Source organism: Curtobacterium pusillum, from assembly GCF_007673235.1.
In the GTDB taxonomy this organism is placed as follows: domain Bacteria; phylum Actinomycetota; class Actinomycetes; order Actinomycetales; family Microbacteriaceae; genus Curtobacterium; species Curtobacterium pusillum_C.
Genome location: NZ_VDZH01000008.1, coordinates 85,641 through 102,047, shown reverse-complemented (window position 1 = coordinate 102,047; position 16,407 = coordinate 85,641). Strand labels below are relative to the sequence as shown.

Annotated in this window: 19 protein-coding genes; 7 read left to right on the top strand and 12 right to left on the bottom strand. The window is 65.3% G+C overall.

All coding sequences use genetic code 11. The features are described from left to right. Positions 1 to 301 precede the first annotated feature (301 nt). The 3 genes from FS532_RS18020 to FS532_RS18010 form a co-directional block, all read right to left on the bottom strand. Positions 302 to 763 (bottom strand): DUF4383 domain-containing protein, encoded by a 462-nt coding sequence (locus tag FS532_RS18020; RefSeq protein ID WP_144757323.1) that lies wholly within the window; start codon positions 761 to 763, stop codon positions 302 to 304. 47 nt (positions 764 to 810) lie between these two features. Next, positions 811 to 1,341: a sigma-70 family RNA polymerase sigma factor gene (locus FS532_RS18015; RefSeq protein ID WP_144757321.1), complete on the bottom strand. Its 531-nt coding sequence runs from the start codon at positions 1,339 to 1,341 to the stop codon at positions 811 to 813. A gap of 223 nt (positions 1,342 to 1,564) precedes the next feature. Then, the gene (locus FS532_RS18010) at positions 1,565 to 2,365 is read right to left on the bottom strand and encodes a PP2C family protein-serine/threonine phosphatase (protein WP_186322141.1); all 801 of its coding nucleotides are present in this window, start codon (positions 2,363 to 2,365) and stop codon (positions 1,565 to 1,567) included. A gap of 317 nt (positions 2,366 to 2,682) precedes the next feature. Here FS532_RS18010 and FS532_RS18005 point away from each other — a divergent pair, with 317 nt between their 5' ends. After that, positions 2,683 to 3,774, top strand: a complete 1,092-nt coding sequence (locus tag FS532_RS18005; protein WP_144757317.1) for a BLUF domain-containing protein — start codon at positions 2,683 to 2,685, stop codon at positions 3,772 to 3,774. A gap of 427 nt (positions 3,775 to 4,201) precedes the next feature. On the opposite strand, the gene FS532_RS18000 is transcribed toward FS532_RS18005, so the two are convergent. Together FS532_RS18000 and FS532_RS17995 are read right to left on the bottom strand one after the other, a co-directional pair. Then, complete coding sequence (locus FS532_RS18000) at positions 4,202 to 4,414, bottom strand: hypothetical protein (protein ID WP_144757316.1); 213 nt, start codon at positions 4,412 to 4,414, stop codon at positions 4,202 to 4,204. Beyond that, the gene (locus FS532_RS17995) at positions 4,411 to 4,890 is read right to left on the bottom strand and encodes a MarR family winged helix-turn-helix transcriptional regulator (RefSeq protein ID WP_144757314.1); all 480 of its coding nucleotides are present in this window, start codon (positions 4,888 to 4,890) and stop codon (positions 4,411 to 4,413) included. The genes FS532_RS18000 and FS532_RS17995 overlap by 4 nt, the downstream gene beginning before the upstream one ends. A 508-nt stretch (positions 4,891 to 5,398) precedes the next feature. Between FS532_RS17995 and FS532_RS17990 the strand changes: the two genes are divergently transcribed. The 4 genes from FS532_RS17990 to FS532_RS17975 all read left to right on the top strand — a co-directional run bounded on the left by FS532_RS17990 (position 5,399) and on the right by FS532_RS17975 (position 6,736). Continuing rightward, a complete protein-coding gene (locus tag FS532_RS17990; RefSeq protein ID WP_186322139.1) occupies positions 5,399 to 5,806 on the top strand; it encodes a MarR family winged helix-turn-helix transcriptional regulator in 408 nt (135 codons plus the stop codon). Positions 5,807 to 5,985: 179 nt separating this feature from the next. Further along, positions 5,986 to 6,198 carry a hypothetical protein gene (locus tag FS532_RS17985; protein WP_144757309.1) on the top strand — a complete coding sequence of 71 codons (213 nt, stop codon included), beginning with the start codon at positions 5,986 to 5,988 and terminating at the stop codon, positions 6,196 to 6,198. After that, positions 6,195 to 6,473: a hypothetical protein gene (locus tag FS532_RS17980; protein WP_144757307.1), complete on the top strand. Its 279-nt coding sequence runs from the start codon at positions 6,195 to 6,197 to the stop codon at positions 6,471 to 6,473. The genes FS532_RS17985 and FS532_RS17980 overlap by 4 nt, the downstream gene beginning before the upstream one ends. Continuing rightward, complete coding sequence (locus FS532_RS17975) at positions 6,470 to 6,736, top strand: hypothetical protein (RefSeq protein WP_144757305.1); 267 nt, start codon at positions 6,470 to 6,472, stop codon at positions 6,734 to 6,736. The genes FS532_RS17980 and FS532_RS17975 overlap by 4 nt, the downstream gene beginning before the upstream one ends. A gap of 91 nt (positions 6,737 to 6,827) precedes the next feature. On the opposite strand, the gene FS532_RS17970 is transcribed toward FS532_RS17975, so the two are convergent. The 5 genes from FS532_RS17970 to FS532_RS17950 form a co-directional block, all read right to left on the bottom strand. Then, positions 6,828 to 7,778 (bottom strand): helix-turn-helix transcriptional regulator, encoded by a 951-nt coding sequence (locus FS532_RS17970; RefSeq protein ID WP_144757303.1) that lies wholly within the window; start codon positions 7,776 to 7,778, stop codon positions 6,828 to 6,830. Between the two features lie 531 nt (positions 7,779 to 8,309). Next, positions 8,310 to 8,642 (bottom strand): GntR family transcriptional regulator, encoded by a 333-nt coding sequence (locus tag FS532_RS17965; protein ID WP_144757301.1) that lies wholly within the window; start codon positions 8,640 to 8,642, stop codon positions 8,310 to 8,312. A gap of 917 nt (positions 8,643 to 9,559) precedes the next feature. Beyond that, positions 9,560 to 9,937, bottom strand: coding sequence for a helix-turn-helix domain-containing protein (locus FS532_RS17960; protein ID WP_144757299.1), 378 nt, complete (start codon positions 9,935 to 9,937; stop codon positions 9,560 to 9,562). 21 nt (positions 9,938 to 9,958) lie between these two features. Beyond that, a complete protein-coding gene (locus tag FS532_RS17955; RefSeq protein ID WP_144757296.1) occupies positions 9,959 to 10,171 on the bottom strand; it encodes a hypothetical protein in 213 nt (70 codons plus the stop codon). 441 nt (positions 10,172 to 10,612) lie between these two features. Next, positions 10,613 to 11,644 (bottom strand): PDDEXK nuclease domain-containing protein, encoded by a 1,032-nt coding sequence (locus FS532_RS17950; protein WP_186322138.1) that lies wholly within the window; start codon positions 11,642 to 11,644, stop codon positions 10,613 to 10,615. A gap of 107 nt (positions 11,645 to 11,751) precedes the next feature. Here FS532_RS17950 and FS532_RS17945 point away from each other — a divergent pair, with 107 nt between their 5' ends. Together FS532_RS17945 and FS532_RS17940 are read left to right on the top strand one after the other, a co-directional pair. Continuing rightward, positions 11,752 to 12,093, top strand: coding sequence for a histone-like nucleoid-structuring protein Lsr2 (locus FS532_RS17945; RefSeq protein ID WP_144757294.1), 342 nt, complete (start codon positions 11,752 to 11,754; stop codon positions 12,091 to 12,093). 58 nt (positions 12,094 to 12,151) lie between these two features. Next, positions 12,152 to 12,577, top strand: coding sequence for an aromatic ring-opening dioxygenase LigA (locus tag FS532_RS17940; RefSeq protein WP_144757292.1), 426 nt, complete (start codon positions 12,152 to 12,154; stop codon positions 12,575 to 12,577). 78 nt (positions 12,578 to 12,655) lie between these two features. Here FS532_RS17940 and FS532_RS17935 read toward each other — a convergent pair whose 3' ends face one another. Next, positions 12,656 to 13,573, bottom strand: a complete 918-nt coding sequence (locus FS532_RS17935) for a helicase associated domain-containing protein (protein WP_186322137.1) — start codon at positions 13,571 to 13,573, stop codon at positions 12,656 to 12,658. A gap of 321 nt (positions 13,574 to 13,894) precedes the next feature. Beyond that, a complete protein-coding gene (locus FS532_RS17930; RefSeq protein WP_144757287.1) occupies positions 13,895 to 16,309 on the bottom strand; it encodes a P-loop ATPase, Sll1717 family in 2,415 nt (804 codons plus the stop codon). Positions 16,310 to 16,407 lie beyond the last annotated feature (98 nt).

Here is a 16,407-nt window from a genome sequence, read left to right as displayed (position 1 = left end):
GACCGACGCCGTCAAGAGCGGCCTCCTCGTCGGCACCGCCACCATCACCGCCAAGATCAAGTAACACCCCACGTACTCCGGTTGTGCATGGCAGACCGGAACGGCCAACGCCCCGTCGCTCGCGACGGGGCGTTGCGCATGCGCCGTCTTCCAGAGTCGCTCCGTCGATCGGAGGCAGACACGTCCGATGGAAGGTGCGGTCGGTCATCGGTCCACGTGGCTGATCATGTCGGTCGCTCTGGGAGAACGAACGAAGGGCACTGATCATGTGATCGGTGCCCTTCGCATCATCACTCGGAAGTCAAGCTCGTCCGCGTGCGCTCGCTCGGGGCAGGACGATGCCGAGGATGATCATCGCGACAGCGAGGAAGGCGTGGAGTACGTTGTCGGCGCTGTTGAGCGGAACGAAGTTCGCCGCGCCGGTCATGCTGGCGGTGAAGAGGCCGTAGATGAACAGCACCGCGTAGATGATGCCGCCGACCAGCAGGTAGAGCCGTGCGCCGCCGGCAGAGCGGGCTGCGGCAACGCCGACGATGCCGAAGAGCAGATGGACGATGTTGTGCAAGACGGATACCTGGAACAGGCCCAGGAGCAGCGCCATGGAGCCGTGACCGGCCATGGAGATGGATCCCATGTCCATGGTGAGTCCGGGGATGAAGCCGGCGATGCCGACGATCAGGAAGACGACGCCGAACAGCAGGGCGCCCTTCTGGGTGAGGGTGGCGGCGAAACCGGTGCGCGGAGCTGCTGCGTTGCTGGTCATGGAGGGTGCCTTTCGGTGGAGGGGGATGGTGCCGGAGTACGTGAGGGTCAGGCGGCTGCTGGGTCGGCCTGCAGGTGGTGACGAAGCGCAACGAGCCCGTCTCGGACGCGGGTTTTTGCCGTGCCGAGCGTGGTGTCGAGGTCGCGGGCGACTTCCGCGGTGCTGCGTTCGCCGAGGTACCGCAGAAGAACCGCGTCGCGTTGCTTGTCCGTCAGCGCAGACAAGGCCTCCCGGAGCTGAGCTCGTGAAAAGTGAGCGTCGAACTGGTCGAGGCTGTGGTCGGTGCTGTGGTGGTCGCGGATCCCGAGGCGCAAGTCCCGGCGGCGGGACGCTTCACGGCTGCGGATCCGATCGATGGCTCGTCGATGGGCGATTGTGCGCAGCCATGACTCGAGCGTGGCGCGAGTCGGGTCATACCGGGCAGGGTGCTGCCACCATTCGAGGAACGCTTCATGGACGACGTCTTCAGCGAGGTGACGGTCGATGATGATCGTTCCCACGAAGCCGCGCAACCCGGACGCGTACTGCCGGTAAGCGGCTGTGAACGGGTCGAGAGCTCTTGGCTGGGTGCCGGGCATCTGGGGCGTACCGATCTTTCTACTGGTGATGGGTTCACCGTAGGCGTTCGGATCACGACCGGTTTCCCCCAGTCCGGGGACCGCGTCGCACGTCGTCCAGGTACTCCGCGGTCGAACTGGAGCCCGACGCCTCTTCAGGCACCTGCCGTTCGCGCACTGCCCTGCACCGATCGATCTCTCAGCGAGGCGATGGCATCACGCGCCGCATGGCCACAACACTGTGTCAGGGGTGGCGGCGGATCGCGGTGAGGGTGGTGTCGTCGTCGAGGTCTGAGCCCGCGGCTTCGAGGAAGGCGGTGAGCGCAAGCTGCAGGTACGTCGCTGTTCGCAGTTCGATGGCGAGTTGCGTGAGTGTGTGCATGGACGCGTCGGGGAGCTCGAACAGGCCATCGGTGACGATCAGGAGCAGCTCCCCGGGGGCGAGATGGAGGAGACGGGGCAGGCGAGGTATCCCGGCGGGTTGCAGGCCGATCGGGAAGTCCGCCGATGGGATCCGTTCAACGGCACCGGTTGTGTGGGCGTGCGCGGTGAGGCCGTGGCCCGCGTCGACGAACTCGATCCGTCCATCCCGGAATCGCAGCCGGGCGTGGAACAAGGTCGCGAACGCGGATGCGCGTTCGAAGTGGTCTCGGGTCGCGGTCTCCGCAGCGTCGACGGCTTCGCCGGGTGGTTCCTGGCGGAACACCTCAAGGCTGCCGAGGAGGTTCGCAGCGAGCACCCCTGAGGCGAGGCCTTTGCCCATGACGTCGCCCACCGTGACCGTGGCGTACCCACGCTGGCTGTCCACAGTGACATCAGACAGGTCTCCGGAGATCCCTCGCGCAGACCGTGCCGTGGTCGCGATCGTGTACTCGTCGAGCACGGCGGGTGCAGGACGCATCGCTCGCTGGACCGCGTCGATCCAGGAGGAGTCAGCGCTGTCGAGTTCGTCGTCACCGTCCTCGCGTGGGGCGCGCGTGGCGGTCGTCATCTCACCCACGCGATGCGTCGTCTCATCTGCTTCCCCCTGCTCGATGGTATGCAACTCCCGACCCGCTGTCAGCGGCGCACAGCCCGCAGGGGTCCGGGATGGCGCCCCTGCGACACCATCCCGGCTGGACGCCGTTGCGTGCAGCAACAGGCACCCTGTTGACCCAGGAGCATGCTCAAACCGGGTTGCCGGAGACACTAACTCCGATTGATGCGACCGCGATGTCGGCATTTTCACCGACCACTGTCTGCTCCTGCACCGGTACTGCCCGTGATCCATCTGACGCAGCAACCAGTCGCGGGTTGCTGTTTCTTGGAAGCGTGGCCCAGTCTGGGCGAGTAAGACACGCGTGAAGGAAACAGGGGTCCCAGATGTTGTCACTGGTGTACGTGAGCACGATGGCCCGCCCGGTCACGGACGAGGAGCTCGCGGAGATCCTCGTGATCGCCCGGGAGAAGAACCTGCAGCTGGGAATCACCGGGATCCTGGCCCATCAGGGCAGCAACTGTCTCGGGATCATCGAAGGCGACGACGACGTCGTCCGGGAGCGGTTCGCCGGGATCCGGCAGGACCCACGCCACATCAACGTCCGTGAAGTGGCCGTCGATCACATCAGTGCGCGGGCATTCCCAGAATGGTCGATGGCATTCCAATCCGCCGACCCTCTCATCAAGGACATCCCGGGATTTCTCGACCTGTTCACCGACCATCCGGACCCCGTCCCGGGCGGCGGCAGCACATCGCGGGCGAAAGCACTCCTGGAGTGGTTCCGGAAGCACCCCCTCGCACCATTGACCGACCAGGGCGTCGGCGATGCGATCGAGCCGCGTCTGCATATCATCAGCGCCGCGATCATGGTGCTGCACGATGTCGGCGTGGAACGGGCCGACATGGACCAGATCGCCGACACCGCAGGGATCAGCGTCGACGCACTCCGACAACACTTCCCGACCCGGCAGAGCCTGCTGACCGCCACCGTCGACCGGTGGTCCAGCACCCTGTCTCGGCCCTTGCTGCCCATCGCCGAGCAGTACGGCGCGGTCGCATACCTGCACGCGCTCATCGTCGCGTACTCGGAAGAACCCGCACTGATGCGGCTGCTCGCATCAACCCTTGCAGCAAGCTCCGACCCAGCAAACGAGGGTGCGGAATACTACCGCACCCTGTACCTCCGATTCCGGCAGACCATCCGCACCGCCCTCGAGCACGACATCCGTACTGGTCGAGAACCGAACACGATGGAGCCCGCCCGCGCCACGGAACAGCTCCTCGCCCTCTACGACGGCCTCCGCGTGCAAGCGCTCCTCGTCCCCGGATTCGACATCATCGAAGCCTTCGACCGTGCAGCATCACGCATGCGCCGGGGCTGGTCCGAGGACTACCGCCGTACTGACCTCTTCGAAATCCCACTCGACCGCACCCGCGAACACACTGCACGCCCCGACCTGTTCGGCTCCCAGTAGGGTCGCGCTCCCGTTGGAGGCGCGGGGCGGCCACCGGATAGGTGGCAGCCGCCCCGCTCGCAACGGGAACCACCCCGCTGCTGCTCCACAGTTTGCACCCACCCCCGGCTCGTGCTTGCGGAGGTGTGCGGACCGTTCGGGTCATCCCGCACGTCCCCGGGATGGTGCACACCGCTCAACTCTCCTCCGCGGAGAACGCGAACCGAGACGACGATGAGAGATCCGCGGCGTCGATGCCGCGGAGCGCACCGTCTGAATGGACCTGAGCGGGGTCATCTCCAGGGGTGCGGGGTACCGGCCGATTTCTTGAAGCTCGGCGGTACCCCCGGTGCGTCGTGCGGACCCGAACTGCCCGGCGGACCTTCCACTATCCGACAGTTGTGGGTCTGTGACCAGTCCGCACCATCGCGGACCCATCAGAACCGGGTTACTGCGTGGGGGTGTCTTCTTCGGGGTTGAAGTGCGAGTCGGTATCGGAGTAACCGGCGGCGAGCCCGTCCGGGTGGTTCGGGATGGTGCTGTCGTCACCGAGACCAGCGGGCTTCACCGTGCCATCCGAGTCGGTGGTGGGCACTTCCACGTCGGGCCCCTCGAGGGCACCGTCATCGTTTGGGACGGAGGGTGGGGTGATGTTGCTCATTGTGTCTCCTGCACTGTTCCGGTTCTGGTGGTTGTGGTGGGGTGGAGGGCTGCGAGGTCGTTGAGGAACCGGGTGATGATCTCCACGTCCGCTAGGGGAATGGCGGCACAGAGGGCGGCGATGTGCGCGGCAAGTGGGTCGGTGTCGTCTCGATCCGGTGTAGCCAGAGTCAGCTGCACGTAGCTGGAGCGTCGATCGGTGGGGTTTGGCACTCGCTTGAGAAATCCGGACGCCTCCAACCGGTCTAGCAGGCTCGTCATCGACGGCGTGGTGATGCCGAGGTGCTCGCCGAGCTGCTTCGGCGTGCACGGCTCATCCCGCGCCGACGCAGCCCGGAGGTACCGGAGCGCCTCCCGCTCCGTGATCGACGTGTGTCCTGCGGCCGCCCGAGTGCGCTCAAGCCGCGCAGCCGCATACCGGCACCGCTCGACCGCATCGAGCAACGCGGCCACGGGTACAACAGGCGTCTCCGACATGCCCCCACCGTACAAACTCGGCCGTTCCGCGGCGCTCGGGCGATGGATTACAACAGCCATCCCGCACCTCACAAACTACCTGGCCGAACCCGGGTGGTGCTCGGTGCCGTTTACGGGGCTGCGCCGCGGAACCCTAGCCGCTGGCCGTCCGAGCTGCTGCTCGGGTTGGAATCGTCACGCGCACCAGCGGACGTCGTAGCGCGAGGGCGCCTGCCCCCTGACCCGAACCACGGGCAGGCGCCCACACCTCACGTCCTACGCCGAGCAAACCTCACACGGTCACGGTTCTTGCGCAGTCCGGATACGTCGTCGTGGCGCGTGCTCCCTGCAGGGCGCGGGAAGCCCGGACGTCTGTCCGGGCCTCGGCTGGCACACTGGCATGCGGACGGGCCGCCGCTAGGCGGCCGGCAGCTGCGGGTTGGAGGGGCTGATGGGTGAGGACGGTGCGCACGTTCCTGCAGGGGTGCTGCTACTGGAATCAGTGAACCGGCTTCGCGTCGCGGAGACGATGCTCCAGAACCGTGCACGCGCTCGGATGGGCCTGAAGGCAAATGATTTCCAGACGGTGCAGTTCCTCGCCGCGCGAGAAGCCGGCGGCTTCCCCGCGCGCGCAGCAGACCTCGCGGAGGCGCTCGGTGTCAGCAGTGCGGCGGCGACGATGACGATCGACCGGCTCGCTGCACGTGACTTCGCAGTGCGTGAACCCGACCCAGACGACCGTCGATCCCGCATCGTGCGGCTAACCCCGGACGGACAACGCAGCCTCGTCGAGGCGTACGAAGGGCTACCCGCAGCCGTGCAGGAGCTGCTCGACGCGGTGCCGGCCGCGGAAGCCCAGCGGATCGCTGAGCTCGCTGCCGCCGTGCAGCAGGTTGTCGACCGCACCGCGACACACACCAGCACCTCGGCGCAGTAACCAAATAGCGCTTCTAGTTAAGGAAGTTAGACGCCAAGGGTCCGGGTTCGTACCCTGATTGCTGTCAGGACTCCCGCGCCCCGGTCGCGACGACGCTGGCGCTTCCCGCCAGCAGCACGACGGAGGTGGTGCCTGACCAGTCACCGTGGCCAGCCGTGCCACGGGGAAGGCCGCTCGGCATGACGCACACCCTCGTTCCTCCCACTGCTACACCTGCGCCCGCGCCCCGCGCGGACCTCAGCTTCACCGCCCACTACGGCGCACAGCGATCACCGCTGACCGAAGTGCAGCACGCACGCTGGACCCGGCGCCTCGCCGTCGTCGCGGTCACGACCGGGCTTGTTTCGGTGACGGTCGCGACGGTGGCCATCGTCGTCGCGAGTGCCTGGTGAGCGCCGGGGCGGCGGCGACGCCGACTGAGCCGATCGACATGGGGCCGCTCCTGCAAGAACCCACGACGGCACCGCTCATGGAAGCAGGCCCCCGGGCGGATCCGCAACAGTGGCATCGCCGCGGTCTGCTGACGCCGGCTGAGGTCCACGCGATCGTCGTCGCCCGCATCAACGACCTCCCCACCATCGTCACAACCACTCCGGCAACAAGCGACGAGTTGATCTCCCCGACCGAGCCGACCTATGGCGACTTCCTCAGAAAGCCCCGCGCATGAGCATCCTGCTGCACCACCCGAAAACCTCTCCCGCCCTCACCGTCACCGTCTCATCCACCATGCTGCGGTGGGCTGCCGCCGACGCGGGCTTCTGGGTTGCCGACAGCGGCGGCGCGTTCGCCGGCACCATCGACCAGCACGGCCAGCACTTCTTCGTCCGCAATGGCTTCGGCGAGTACCTCGGCGACTACCGCACCCTGCCAGACGCGCAGACCGCACTCGACCGCCACGTCCAGACCGCCCCAATCGAGCCGCCATGCTGACCAACCCCGGCGGGCTCACAGACGCGCACCGAACCGTGTTCTACCGACTTGTCGAACTGGATACCGCGCTCCGGCAGCAACCGCTCGGCGGTCAACCCTCGGCGGCGGCCCGCAGCGCGTCGCCCGGAAGCTGGCCGAATTCCGCCCTGTAGGACGCCGCGAACCGGCCGAGGTGCGTCAGCCCGACGGACCGGGCCACCGCTGCCACCGACTCGGCTTCGCCGGACTCGAGCTGCTCCCGCGCCAGCAGCAGCCGGATGCCCTTCAAATAGAACAGCGGCGACACCCCGTGGATGCGTTGGAACGCGCCCTGCAGTCCCCGCACGCTCATGCCCGCGGCCTGTGCAACGTCGTCGACAGTGATCCGCTCCGCGATGTGGTCCAGCAGGAACGCTTCGGCTTTCGTCAACCGGGTGCGCGCCGGTGCCTCACGGCCCTGCCCGACCGGCCAGTGCGGGACCGCGGTCAACAAGCCCGCGGCCGCGAATCGGACAAGCTCCCGCTCCCGCTCCAGCGACACCGGTCCGGTGCTGCCCAGGATCTCGGGAGCGATCGCACGCACAACCAGCCACCACGCCGCGAGCGGCGCCCCTTCCGGCACGTGATGGGGCTTGAACTCCAACGGTGCCGGGTTCCACCCGCCCCGTTCCGCGGCGACCTGCTCGACGGTTTCCCGGTCGATGCGCATCACATCCTTCTGGAACCCCGCCCACCGAAACGACTGCCGGCCCTCCCGATACAGCACCGGCCGACCCCGCAGCAGCGCCTTCCCATCCACGGCGCCACAGCCGGATTTCAACCACGTCACGATCACGGCGTCACCAGACTCGACCTCCCCACGAACGATTCCCGTGCACCGCGTCGATTCCAACGACAACAGCTCCGTCCCCGACACGGTCTCCTCGAACACGAACGGCGCATCATCAACAGCGCCCACCTGCAACCCGTAGGTCAGATGGGTCCGCGCCACAGCATCACGCGCCGCCGCGATCTCCTTGGTCCGCACAGCCAAACGCGTGCGGTCCATCATCAATTCGTTCACATCGTCGATTGTGTCGAACACACCCTCAAAGACGCGGACACGGGAGCGAGGTTCCGGACGCCGCTTGCCTGGGCATGATTGATCCGTCCGAATCACGGTCCCCACGACGTTGCGTCAACGCACGCCGCGAACCACAGGTCAACGAACTGGTGCGGTGCGGTGCGTTTCGCGAGCTTCTTGAGAGCTGGTACGACACACCGGACGGGCCGGAAGGGCACCGCGAGTGCCTGGCGCAAGACCCGGACTGGTACTTGATCAGGCCGGTGCAGGTCCTGTGACTGCCCGTGCGGCCCTTGCCCGGGTGTACGGGTGTGGCGGCGACAGCCGCGCTGGGCCTTTAGGCCCTCCGGCGGGGGTCCTCCGCCGGGCGGTTTCCGGGTGGGATTGGTGCCGGGGTGCTGTCCCTGAAACACCACCCCGGCCGGGCACCCAGTGTTGCCGAAAGGGGCCCGTGTGCCGTTCGAGAGCATGCTCTACCGGACGGCATCTGCACCCTACTGCGTACGCCGTCCACGTCCCAGCTGCCACTGATCACACCGGCGGTCGCTCGTTCGGTGGGGTGAAGAAGTCGCGGTAACGAACAGGGCCGGCGATGAAGTAGCCATCACCGGGCACCGACCGCACCACACCGTCAGCGATCAGTGCCCGATACGCATTCAGGATCGTGTGAATGCTCAACCCAGACGTCACCGCAGCGACCCGGTACGGCGGCAGCTGATCACCCTCCAGAAGGACACCATCGGCGATGGCGTCTCGGATGAGCTGCTCGACCTGCTGCTGCAGAAACCCTCCCACTCGACGCGGGCCCGGCAGTACCAGGCAGAACGCGCCAGGCGATGCCGGCGTCACGTCACCATCACTCATACGCCGGCCTCCCTTCGCCCCGTTGGTCGAACCGCGGGGTGGGATACCGGATCAGGTAGCAGCCCACCCCGCTAGCAACGGGAACCCCAGTTGCTGCCACACAGTCTGCACGAACCGACGGCTCGTACCGTGCAACCGATGTGCCACCCATCTTCTCGACGGCGGAAGCCCGCTCCCGTTCGCTGGCCACGCGGGAGCCTGCGCATGCACTGGTGGCGATGGGCGCTCCTCGGCACCCTTGCCGCCGTCACGGCAACGCTTCTGGTGGCCGCGCTGACGCTCAAATAGGTCCGGCATGCCACTACCAGCGAAAGTGGGTTCCCGGGAGCGGTGGAACGTTCGGGTCATCCCGCCACCCCCGGGATAGCGCACTCCCCCACCAGCCTCAAGGCAGGAAAGGCAAGTCTCTCGAACGGGAAACGAGTGTCACGCAAGCATCACTGCCGCGGAGCGCTCCGCACAGCATAGAACCGACCGTCCACCGGCGGAACCCTCTGTCCAGTTCCCCGGAAAGGTTCGGGATGTCGGCCACGCACCACACGCCACCGACATCCCGCACACGCCACATCCTGACCCGAACAGGGTGCGCACCATCAACGATGCGACCACGCGCATGTCCGGACAAGTCGGCACTACAGAGGACCCCGCTTCGGCGACGGACCGAACGGGGCATGTCTGGCCGCCACCCGAAGGCGGCCAGACATCCCGGAGCGACACCACGCAAACGCGGTTTCAGCTGCGGAGCAGATACCCGAACCTGCTCATAAACAGAGTCAAACAACCCTCACCACCCGGATCCATCCCCAAAACAGGGGGAACGGTCGTTCTCTCGCACCGGACTCGACGCGACACTGGTCTGCGTATCTGTCCCGGCAGCCCCAAGTCCAGGGCACTCGCTGGAGCCATCAAGCCGGCAGTTAGGCGCGGGCGGCGTGTGCGGTCTCGGACGGTGTCTCACCGTACTGGGCCCGGTAGTAGGCGGAGAACCGGCCGAAGTGCGCAAGCCCACTCGCCGCCGCGGCCGTTCCGACTGGCTGATACGGGTTCGCGAGGATCATCGCTCGTGCCCGGTGCAGTCGCAGCAGCCGGACCACGGCCGATGGCGGCATGCCCAGGTCCCGCTGGAACGCTTCCTGCAGGCCCCGTTTGCTGTAGCCGCTCGCCGCCGCGATCTCCGGCGCTGTCAGTAGCTCCCGATACCGCGACCCGATACATTCCAACGCTCGAGCCACCGCTGGCTTCTGCGCGCCGACATCGATCCCGATCGCTGCAAGCTCGTCTGACGGCGTCGACATGAACCGACCGTAGACCCACGGTCACGGATCGAGAAAGCGTCCCCCGAGGACGGCCGCCGCAGCCGGCACGGTTGGCTCGAGGCGGTAGAACGCGCCGACCTCGGTTTCACCGTCGACATCGGTGAGGAAAAACGCTCCGTTCTCGAGAATCACCCGGCCGACGATCCGGTCCGTCAGGCTCTCGATGATGTCCCACTCCGTCTCCGACCGTCCCCGCAACCGCAACGCGTTCACACCCACACCCCATCTCTGCCCAGCCGCGCTCTCGGGAACCGGGACAGCATGATGCTCACACACCGTCAACGCCCACCCCGACGGCCCCACCGCGTGCGGACGAAACGAAACCGCAACCACTCCCCGGAGCCGGCAATCATGCCAAGCACACCGCACCTCCCAGAGCACTCCGGTCACCACCGACCCACCCCCACTCCCCGTCATGTACGACATCGCACGTCCCTGACGGACCGTAACGCGCCGCGAGCACTCGGAGCCAACCCGGCAGCACCACACCGACCGAACCGGATACGCCACCACCACCCGTCCCCACCCTTCGAGCAACACCGCCCGAAAGCCGATCCGCTACCGCACAGCCCACGGCCAAGTCGAGCTCCTGCGGGAATCCGGGGTTCCTTCCGTGAGACACCGCGGGGAGGCTTCTGGTGCACGCGCTCCTTATCAGGGATCGAGGGTGTCGGTCTCCGTCGTCAGTGCGGCTGCGAGGTCGGCTTCCGAAGGCAGAGCAGCCCGGACCGCGGGTGGGAGGAGGTCGTAGCTGGCGACACCGATCGGGGTCTGGTGCGCGCCGAGGGAGTACCGGACGACGGCGTCGTTCTTGTCCGCGACCAGCAGCAAGCCGACCGTGTCGGCGTGCTGGGGTCGGCGGAGCTTGTCGTCGACGAGCGCGACGTAGAAGCCGAGCTGGCCGAGGTACTCCGGCTTGAACTTCCCGGTCTTGAGTTCAATCACCACGTACCGGAGCTGCTCGACGTGGAAGAACAACAGGTCGACGTAGAAGTCGTCCCCGTCGACGTCGAAGTGCACCTGCCGGCCCACGAACGCAAAGCCCTCGCCGAGCTCGCGGAGGGTGTCGATGATCCGGTCGACAAGGGCCTGCTCGAGGTGGCGTTCCTTCGCATCGCCGTCGAGGGCGAGGAAGTCCAACACGTACGGGTCCTTCGTGATCTGCTGCGCCAGATCCGAGTCCCCCGGCGGGAGGACCTCGGCGAAGTTCGTCGGCGCCGCCTGCAGCCGCGTGTGTGCGTCAGAGCGGATCTGGTGCTCGAGGACGTTCCGCGACCACCCGTGCGTGGCAGCCTGGGCGGCGTACCAGTTCCGGAGCTTGTGGTCGTCGAGCCGGTCGAGGAGGACGGTGATGTGCCCCCAGGGCAGTTGTCCAACAGGCTGTTGGACAACTGCATCCGCCGGCCACTCCCCCGCGAACCGGCGCATGTAGAACAGGTTCGCCCGCGAGAAGCCCTTCATCTCCGGGAACTCCGCCCGCAGATCCGTCGCGAGCCGGCCAATGACATTGCTCCCCCACCCTTCGTCGCCTTGGCGCTGCAGGATGGTCGCGCCGATCCCCCAGTAGAGGCGAATCAGTTCCGTGTTGACGCGGCGCTGTGCCGTGAAGCGGGCATCGCGCACTTGCTGCTTCAGCTCGGTAAGAGCAGCCGTATACCCGGACACAACCGGCAACGAATCAGACATCACCACCCAGTCTGCCCGACCTACCGCAGCAAAGAACCACGAACAAAGCGTTTTACTGATCAGCTATGCCAGGGTGGAGATGACCCCAAGCGAAAGGCGACCTCATCATGGCTCAGAAAGTCACCACGCACCTCGTCGACGACCTCACCGGCGCCACCATCGAAGACGGAACCGGCAAGACCGTGCAGTTCTCGTTCGACGGTGGCCACTACGAGATCGACCTCACCGACGACAACGCCGACGCGCTCCGCGACGCGTTCTCCGACTACGTCGCCGCCGCACGCAAGGTGACGGGGCGCAGTGCGCGTGGCAGCTCGAGCAGCAAGCCGCGCAGCAACCCCGACGAGCTCGCCAAGATCCGCGAATGGGCCACCGCGAACGGCCACGACGTATCCTCCCGTGGCCGGATCAGCCAAGCCGTCCGCGACGCCTACACCGCCGCCCACTAACACCCTCAGCGCCCGCAACGGGTGGCACTTGTCCGACACCGCAGAAGGAACTCCTCGTATGACTCGCTCTCGCCGTCAACACGTCCGCACCGTTCGGAACATCGGCACCATCGGTATCATCGCCGGCGGCATCCTCAGCACCACCGGCGCCGTCGTGTGGGGCCTGATCTCCGCCGAGCTCACCGCGCAGAAGATCACCGTCTCCCCCGACAGCAAGCTCCTCCCCGAACGCCCCGTTCGCGGCCCCCTCACCGCCTACGCGCAAGCCGAGATCATCAACACGCACGCAACCGCGATCAGCGACGGGAAAACCTTCGCCGAACTCCCCCAAGACGACCCGAACCGGCCCGTCATCATGAACGCATCGTTCCTGCGGGCATCTCTGTTCACCTCCGTGGTCTCGTTCGGCACCGCCGCATTCGCCATCGGCCTCGGCCTCGTCACCTCCCTGTTCGGCATCGCCCTCCACCGCCTCGGGAAGTAACCCCTCAACACAACTCACGGCCGGATCGTCATCACGTGACGATCCGGCCGCATCATTTTCAATGCCGCTGCGGCGCAGTTATGTCGATGTGCTCCCTGGCGGGCAGCTCCACGCGCGATTCCATGCGTTGAGCTGCGTGACCCGGTCGGTAGTGAGCCGGTGGTCCCGGTGAAGTTGACGCTGACGGATCAGCCACCGCCCGATCGCAATCCCGTCACTATCGACAACGCGCGCAGCGGGCAGCTGTCCCGCGTGCTGCGTCGACCAGGCCTGGACACGGCGCAGCATCTGGGCGAAGTGCACGTCCTCGCGGCGCTGCCGCGCGGGGTCATCTGCCGGGAGGCGGAGCCGCCACACCATCCCGAGTCGTTCGAGCTGCTCCACCCGGGCCGCCAGCAGCGCACCCGTGCGGTATTCGACGCGGCGGGAGTCCACCCACCGCCCCAGCTGCAATCCGTCCGCGGTTGTGAACCAGTGCGGCACCGCCAGGTCCCCGTGATCACGGCTGTACTGCGTCAACGCTGCAACGCCGGCATCCCAAGCGGCGTCGCGGTCACGCACCTGCCAAACGAAGCCGAGATCCACCAACTCCGGCCACAACCGAACCGTGTTCACCGGATCGTTCGCCCATTGCCGACGTCGGGACTGCACCCACGTCCCTAATGGGAACCCGTCCGCGGTCGTGAAAACGTGCGGGACCAGCCCATGTCCCTCTGTGCACTGGAATGCCGCGAACGCCGCGATGCCAGTGGTGCGTTCCGACAACGACCAGCGCATCCCGACTGCCTCGAGTCGTTCTCGCCGGTCCGCCGGCAATGTGCCCGCGGCCGCCAACGACCGCTGCCGATGAACCCACGCTCCTAGAGACGCTCCCGCGCCGCGGCAGAACGACCGTGGGATGTCGACGTGCCCGTACTCATCACGGAACGACACCAGCGCCACGAACATGCTCTCCCACCGCACCGCCAGCACGTCCACGCTCACGCTCACGCTCACGCTCACCATTGTGCCGACCTACGAACGCAAGCGACGAGCGCCACATGCTCCAGCCTGCACCCGGTCGACGCTCCCCGAGCAACAGCCCACATCCGGGATGGCTGATCGTCGGCACCGTTGCCGCAGCGGTCGGTCTCCTCCTGCAACACGCCGCCGCGGCCCAAGCAAACGCCTTCAATCCCGCAACCCAGACCGCAATCGGCAGCACCAATTGGGCCCTGGTTGCCGGCACCATCTGGACGTGGGCAGGTACCATCACCACCGCGGCCGGCGTCATCATCCTCGTCCCCACACTACGAAAACGAGGCCGATAGCGCGCTCTTATGTCAACTCGCCAGTTCCGTCATAAGTAGCGTCTCGAATTTCACCATTGTGAAGGTCGTCGTCCCTTACTTCTAGGAAGCCACGGAAAGCAGGATGCACTCTAAAGCGGACCCCTGCTTTAGACCGACTAGCAAAACGCCTGGCGACTTTCAGCTGTCGCTTTGCCTCGATTTCGCCCTCGACGTGTATGAACTCACCGGAACGCACCTCAATTCCCAAGAAGGACGTTCGAATCAGCCAGTCTCGGATGGATGGGGCCTCGTCGTAATTGGCTAATAGTTGGTCCAGTTCCCCCGCCGTCATCGTGGAGTCGACGCCGGCAAACTCATACAAAGCCTCTTCCAGGTCAAAGCCTTCAGCCTCACTCTCGACAAGTAGAGCCTCGATGGCGAAACGAGAGTATTGCTTCTCTGCAGTCGTGACATCCCCTGCCGAGATCCTGGAGTGCTTCCGATTGATCGCGGTAGTGAGCGCAGCGTTCGCGAAATAGATGAAGTCGCGCGGCCTAGGCAGAGTTCTCCACAGAAAATAGTCTCGGGTCGGAAGGCCCCTCACCTCTGATTCAAACACTTCCTCCCACATATCAAACGCAGGGAGGCCGCGCTTTCTCGAACGGTTTGCTGCATATCGGTCCTCGAGAACTCGAACGAGGAGCTCGGCATCCTGCCAGCGAACAGACAGGACTCCCACCTTGTCGGGTTCTCTTGCAAACTTAGCGATTGCATCGTAAATGTCAGTTCGCAGGAATACCGTCAGGGTGACATTCACTGGATCGAACCCACGAGGCGGCCGACCAAAATCTTTCTCCACGCGACCAATTGCGGTGAGGAGTGAGAGGATGAAGCGAGCCATCGCGCCATAGTCAGCTCCGCGCTCCCACGTTTTGTCCAGGTTGTCGATTAGGACCGCCACCCGGTCGAAGTCCTTCAGTGTTTGCAGAATGAGCTCTTTGAGGTGCCCTAGGCGGTGCAGCCCAAGCACGCGTCCGATGTAGACATGCGCCGTCTCCCCGTCCCTGCGAGACTCCACCGTCAGCGACGTGACGGCTTGTTCAAGCCGAGTCGACAGATCTGCTTCGACATCGATGTCGAGGTCGTTTAGCTCTTGGGTCAGAAGGACGAGCGCGTTGTCTGTTCCGGTGCCTGCGGGCCGCTCGCTCGCGTAGCTAACGGTCCGAACGGCAATCTCCGTGTACAGGAGGTATGTCCAGATGCTCAACATCGCGTACTCAGACTGGCTATCTGATTCGAGCGCCTTGACAAACTCGACGAGTCCAGCAAGTTCGTAGGCGGAGGGCTTGACCGAGACCACGAGGTTTCTGCGATCCTTGCGCAGCTCGAGCACGCCCTGGCTCATCGTCGCTGTTTTGCCGGTGCCCTTGCGCCCCACGAAGACCTTCGAGTCTCCCGCGAGAATTGACCTGAACTCGCTGGTCTCCACAAAGTATTCTGTCAGTTCGTCGCGCTCGTATTCAGCTACGTATTGCCCAAAACTTCGCAGCGGAAGCTCTATATCGAGCGCGAGCTTCCCTAGACGCTTATTAGTTCCGGCCTGCTTTGGGAGCGCCTCGAGCCAAGTCTTCACATGTTCCTGCAGACCGGCAGCGCTGTCGTAAGTGTAAAGCAGGTCCTTATAATCAAGCGGAGATTCGAAACCCTCTTCGACCACCATCAACACGGGCAGCTCAAAACCATGGGCCAGACCCGCTAAGAAACTCGCCCGAGCATTGTGTTCGACAGCGCGAAGGCGCTTGGGGGCCAGCAGGTGGAAGACAGCAGCCGAGGCGCGGTATATTTCCTTGACATAGAAATCAAGGGGAGCCATGCCAAGGTCGTCACCAGCACCGAGAATAGTGAGGTGCGATTGGCGCTCAAGAAAGCTTTCAAGGGTCAAGGCGGCTTGAAACCGGATGGGGAGCGCGGGAGCAAACACGGCATCCGCTTGTTTGGCACGCCCGCCACTCATAAGTGTTTCAAGTAGAGTTGGGCCATCCGAGGGCCGGGATGTCGCCTGCTGCCACTCCGAGACAAGCTTGTCGCTTCGTCCGGAGTAATTGACTCGGCCAACGGTAGAGAATATTCCGAGCTCCTTCCAGCGACGGAGGGCGTCAGAGTCGGTCTCGTCGAGCGCAAGCCACAGGTGCTTATTTGACGCAAGCGCATAGCCTGCTTCGAATAGAACGTTGCTATTGAGGTCACTGACCTCAGCTACAACCGTGTCAGACTGATCGATCTCCCGGCATATGGTCTCGATCAGGACGCTGCCCCGCACCTCGAGGTCCTGCCACGTCTTGGCCTGGTAACCCTGCTTCGCCAAAGTCGTGGCCGCGTCTTGCACGGTCTCGGCGCGCAGGTGCGGCGTTCCGCCGTACGCGAAGAACACGGACGAGAACGAGTCGGGCTTTGGCACCATGTTCGAACCTTAGTCACTTACGGGGCTGGCTGGGCGGGCCATCTTGCAACGGGGACCTGTGGCGCTGGGGCATGCCCAGCGCCACGACTTCTGGGCGG

Excerpts from the sequence above, each read along its gene's own strand:
- FS532_RS18020 (WP_144757323.1), bottom strand. The coding sequence starts at position 763 with ATGACCAGCAACGCAGCAGCTCCGCGCACCGGTTTCGCCGCCACCCTC.
- FS532_RS18015 (WP_144757321.1), bottom strand. The coding sequence starts at position 1,341 with ATGCCCGGCACCCAGCCAAGAGCTCTCGACCCGTTCACAGCCGCTTAC.
- FS532_RS18005 (WP_144757317.1), top strand. The coding sequence starts at position 2,683 with ATGTTGTCACTGGTGTACGTGAGCACGATGGCCCGCCCGGTCACGGAC.
- FS532_RS18000 (WP_144757316.1), bottom strand. The coding sequence starts at position 4,414 with ATGAGCAACATCACCCCACCCTCCGTCCCAAACGATGACGGTGCCCTC.
- FS532_RS17995 (WP_144757314.1), bottom strand. The coding sequence starts at position 4,890 with ATGTCGGAGACGCCTGTTGTACCCGTGGCCGCGTTGCTCGATGCGGTC.
- FS532_RS17990 (WP_186322139.1), top strand. The coding sequence starts at position 5,399 with ATGCTCCAGAACCGTGCACGCGCTCGGATGGGCCTGAAGGCAAATGAT.
- FS532_RS17985 (WP_144757309.1), top strand. The coding sequence starts at position 5,986 with ATGACGCACACCCTCGTTCCTCCCACTGCTACACCTGCGCCCGCGCCC.
- FS532_RS17975 (WP_144757305.1), top strand. The coding sequence starts at position 6,470 with ATGAGCATCCTGCTGCACCACCCGAAAACCTCTCCCGCCCTCACCGTC.
- FS532_RS17965 (WP_144757301.1), bottom strand. The coding sequence starts at position 8,642 with ATGAGTGATGGTGACGTGACGCCGGCATCGCCTGGCGCGTTCTGCCTG.
- FS532_RS17960 (WP_144757299.1), bottom strand. The coding sequence starts at position 9,937 with ATGTCGACGCCGTCAGACGAGCTTGCAGCGATCGGGATCGATGTCGGC.
- FS532_RS17950 (WP_186322138.1), bottom strand. The coding sequence starts at position 11,644 with ATGTCTGATTCGTTGCCGGTTGTGTCCGGGTATACGGCTGCTCTTACC.
- FS532_RS17945 (WP_144757294.1), top strand. The coding sequence starts at position 11,752 with ATGGCTCAGAAAGTCACCACGCACCTCGTCGACGACCTCACCGGCGCC.
- FS532_RS17940 (WP_144757292.1), top strand. The coding sequence starts at position 12,152 with ATGACTCGCTCTCGCCGTCAACACGTCCGCACCGTTCGGAACATCGGC.
- FS532_RS17930 (WP_144757287.1), bottom strand. The coding sequence starts at position 16,309 with ATGGTGCCAAAGCCCGACTCGTTCTCGTCCGTGTTCTTCGCGTACGGC.